The organism is Billgrantia campisalis, from assembly GCF_022341425.1.
Taxonomy (GTDB): Bacteria; Pseudomonadota; Gammaproteobacteria; order Pseudomonadales; family Halomonadaceae; genus Halomonas; species Halomonas campisalis.
In genome coordinates this window covers 1-3,182 of sequence record NZ_JABFUC010000033.1, presented here as the reverse complement: position 1 = coordinate 3,182, position 3,182 = coordinate 1, and the positions used below count along the sequence as shown (strand labels likewise).

At 66.5% G+C, this 3,182-nt stretch carries 2 protein-coding genes and 1 pseudogene; all 3 read right to left on the bottom strand.

Annotated features, from left to right (window positions below):
* Positions 1–152 precede the first annotated feature (152 nt).
* Positions 153–1,705 (bottom strand): annotated as a pseudogene (locus HOP52_RS19425) (IS3 family transposase).
* Between the two features lie 27 nt (positions 1,706–1,732).
* The gene (locus tag HOP52_RS19420) at positions 1,733–1,975 is read right to left on the bottom strand and encodes an ATP-binding protein (RefSeq protein ID WP_238979182.1); all 243 of its coding nucleotides are present in this window, start codon (positions 1,973–1,975) and stop codon (positions 1,733–1,735) included.
* The coding region (gene istA / locus HOP52_RS19415; RefSeq protein WP_338072538.1) for an IS21 family transposase at positions 1,962–3,182 on the bottom strand (1,221 nt) is incomplete at its 5' end. The genes istA and HOP52_RS19420, both read right to left, overlap by 14 nt.

Below are 3,182 nucleotides of genomic sequence, written 5' to 3'. Positions count from 1 at the left end.
ACACCAGATTCTCGCGGTTGTCGAGGAAGGCGAAGTCGAGCAGGGCGCTGACCTGGCGCTTGGTGATGGTGGTCTGGTGCCGGTAGTCGAACCCCTCCAGCCGCTTGTCGCTGGGGAAGCCCGGTGCCTGTCAAGGTAGTTGGAAGACGCGGTCATGCCGCTTCTAACTGCTGATCCAGTTGGTACACCGGATCATCCAGGTCTGGATTAAGCCAGGCCGTCTTGCGAGGCGTCCAGTTGCGAGTGGAGCCGCTCCACCGGCCCGGATGCTTCCGCTTCGCCTCGGCATAGATGGCATCTCGCTTGGCCAAGACGGCGACATCCTGACCCTTATGCCGCTCCGCCGGTGTCACGAAGCGGATGGCGCTGTGGCGGTGCTCGTGGTTGTACCACTGCACGAAGCCGACCACCCACCGCTGCGCCGCCGACAAGTCGGCATAACCATCAACCGGGTAGTCTGGTCGGTACTTGCAGGTGCGGAACAGCGACTCCGAGATGGCGTTGTCATTGGAGACCTGAGGGCGGCTGTACGATGGCGTGATATTCAGCCGCTGGAGCGTCGCCTGCAGCGTCGAGCCCTTCATCGCCGCCCCATTATCGGCGTGTAGCACCAAGGGCTGGTTGACGCAGCCTTCGCGCAGCACGGCTCGCTGGATCACGGTGCTGCTGTTGGCCATCGACTCCTGCTCGAAGACCTCAGCGGTGATGATCTTGCGGCTGAATACGTCGACGATCATGTACAGGTAGTAGAACTGGCCTCGTACCAGGCTCGGCAAATAGGTCACGTCCCACGTCCAGCAAGCATTGGGCTGGGTAACCCGATGACGCTGGGGATCCCCTTTCGGACGTGGGCTGCGAGCGCGGCCGCGATGGTGCTGTTCACCGTGATCCCGCAGGATGCGGTAAAAGCTGGACTCGGAGGCCACATAGCGGCCTTCCTCGTCCAACAGGCGCGGCACGATCTGTCCCGGCGGCAGGCTGGCAAACTCGGGGCGATGACAAATCTCCAGCACCTGCTGACGCTCCTCCGGCGACAGGGCATGACGCGGCACAGGGCGTTCGGCTTCCGGTCGGCGATCCTCGTCACCACGCCCCCAGCGGCGGTAGGTGTTGGCTCCAATGCCCAGCTCGGCACAGGCGGTGTGAAGCCGTGCACCCTCGGTGCGGGCCTCATCGATCAGCTGGACAGCCTGTTGACGATCTGAGGTGCTGATCATTCGTCCTCGTCCCCCCAGATCGCCCGGGCTTTTTTTCTTAGCGCCAACAGCGCCGCGGTCTCCGCGAGGGCTGCCTCCTTGCGTCGGAGCTCGCGCTTGAGCTCTCGGTTCTCCTGGCGCTCGGCCTTGCGGGCTTCGCTCTGTTGCCGCGCTGCTTGGTCACTCCGGTCGTTGGCGCCTTCGCAGCTGGCTCGCCAGCGCTGGATCTGCTCCGGGTAAAGGCCACGTTGCCGACAGTACTCCGCCAGCTCGGCTTCGCTCAGCGCGGCTGTTTCGAGCACGGCATGGAATTTGTCACGCGAGCTCCAGCCTTCCGGGTCATCCGCCTGGTCAGGCAACAGACGACCGGCTTGCCGAGCCTTCTTCCGCCAGTTGTACAGCGTGGCCGCTGAGATACCTTCTTCCTCGGCCACCTCCGCCACGGTGCGGTTATGCGGCGGGAGCAACTTCTTGAGGATGGCTTCCCGGCGCTCGTCGGAGTACTTCATCGGAACCTCGTCTCGCCCCTCCAAGGTTTAGATTCTAACAGCCGCTGAGACTCCAACTAGCTTGACAGTGGGGGAGCCGGCCTGGCGTCGGTAGAGGTCGATGCGCTTGGCCTCGCGGGTCTGCCGCTCGTGCTCGACCAGCATGTCGGCGAAGGCCAGGTAGGAGACCTCGTTGGCCTCGGCCTGGGCCAGCAGGTCGGTGAGATCGCCGGCGATGGCGCCGAGGCGCAGGCTGCGGTAGCGACCGGCGGTCAGCTCAAGCTGCCCCATGGGTCACCTCCTGCTGGCCGCTGGAGCGGCCAAGTCGGGCGTACGGGGTCAGGTCCGGGGGCGGCGTACCGGCGCTGGCCGGGGCGTCGTCATCGCGATCCCGCCCGCGTGCCTTGGCCAGCCGAGCGGCCGCCAGGCGCTGCTTGAGCCCACCGGCGGTGAGGCGCTCGCGGGTGACCCAGTCACCGATCAGTGCCAGGTCCAGCTCGGCCTCGCCCTCCAGCAGCTGCTTGGCGCCGCGTAGCTGGTCCTTGTAGTGGCGCGGCATGCTCTCGCGCAGGCGGGCGCAGAGCTGCCGGCCCAGCGTCTCGCCGAGGCACTGGGCGATGGCCTGCTCCAAGTCGGCTTCCCGCTGGCGATGATCGCGGTAGTGGCTCTCGTTGCGCGAGGTGTGGCCCTTGCCCAGGTGCAGGGCGTGAGTGGCAATCACCTCGCCGTTCTCCAGGTCGTGGATCTCCAGCGTCCCGTCCTGCTCCCGGGCGCCCACGCGGCCCTGCTGGTAAGCCATCGGCACCGAGTACTTGTTGGCCTTCCAGGCGATCAGCCCAGTCTTGTCGACCTGGCGCGGGGCCAGGCCGTCGGCATCGCGGCCCACGCAGGCCGGCGTCAGGTAGGGGCGCAGATGAGCCCTCTCCTCGGCCGCGAAGTGCGCCCTCGGCTGCCGGCCGGTGGTGCCGTGGGTGCGCACATTGGCCACCTCGTCGAGCCACTGCTGCACATGGCGCCGCAGCTCGGCCTCGTCGCGGAAGGTCTCGCCATAGAACGCATCCTGCTTGGCGTACTTCACCCCGGCCTCGACCTTGCCCTTGCTTTCCGGGTCATAGCCGCAGCAGGCGTGGATGCGGAAGCCGGCGGTGGCGGCGTACTCCTGGAAGCGCTGGTTGACCTCCAGCTCGCGGAACTGCTCGCTGATCACCACCATCTTGGTCTGGTCGTAGACGCACTCCTCGGGCAGGCCACCGAAGTAGCGGAAGGCCTCGTCGTGCAGGCGAATCAGGGTCGTGGTGTTCAGCGGCGCCAGGCTGACGCCGACGTAGGACAGCCGCGAGTAGGAAAGCACGAACACCACGAAGTAGACCGTGCGCGGCTCGCCGCCGATCATCACCTCGCGCAGCTCGCCCGGATCCACCTGGCACTGCACGCCGGGGACCATGTCGAGCACCGGCTCGTAGTAGCGCCGCTGGCGGCTGGCCACGGTGGCCTTCAC

Excerpts from the sequence above, each read along its gene's own strand:
- HOP52_RS19420 (WP_238979182.1), bottom strand. The coding sequence starts at position 1,975 with ATGGGGCAGCTTGAGCTGACCGCCGGTCGCTACCGCAGCCTGCGCCTC.